The sequence below is a fragment of the Vogesella mureinivorans genome, assembly GCF_007644035.1.
Taxonomy (GTDB): domain Bacteria; phylum Pseudomonadota; class Gammaproteobacteria; order Burkholderiales; family Chromobacteriaceae; genus Vogesella; species Vogesella mureinivorans.
This window is the reverse complement of the sequence record NZ_VMTV02001113.1, coordinates 1-296: the sequence shown is the minus strand read 5'-3', so window position 1 is coordinate 296 and position 296 is coordinate 1. Positions and strand designations below refer to the sequence as shown.

Genomic DNA, 296 nt, shown 5'->3' with positions numbered 1-296 from the left:
CGGGGCCAGCTCGACCTCGCGGCGCTGCGGTGAGGGCAATCGGGCCAGTGCGGTGTAGCCGATCATGAAGCGGTTCAAGGCTTCGGCGCGGTCGCCGATCACCTGCAGGCCGGCGTCGACGTCCTCGCGCCAGTCCGCGGGCAGGGGCTCGCGCGCCAGCACGCGCACCAGGGTGCCGGCCATCGACTTGATCGGCGCCAACGAATTGTTCAGCTCATGGCCGAGTACGCGGATCAGGCGCTGCCAGGCCTGGCGCTCCTCTTCGCGCAGGGCGCGAGAGAGGTCGGTGATCACCA

Annotated in this window: 1 pseudogene; it reads right to left on the bottom strand. The window is 70.3% G+C overall.

The features are described from left to right. A pseudogene (locus tag FLQ44_RS22995) lies at window positions 1–296 on the bottom strand (hypothetical protein); the annotation flags it as partial.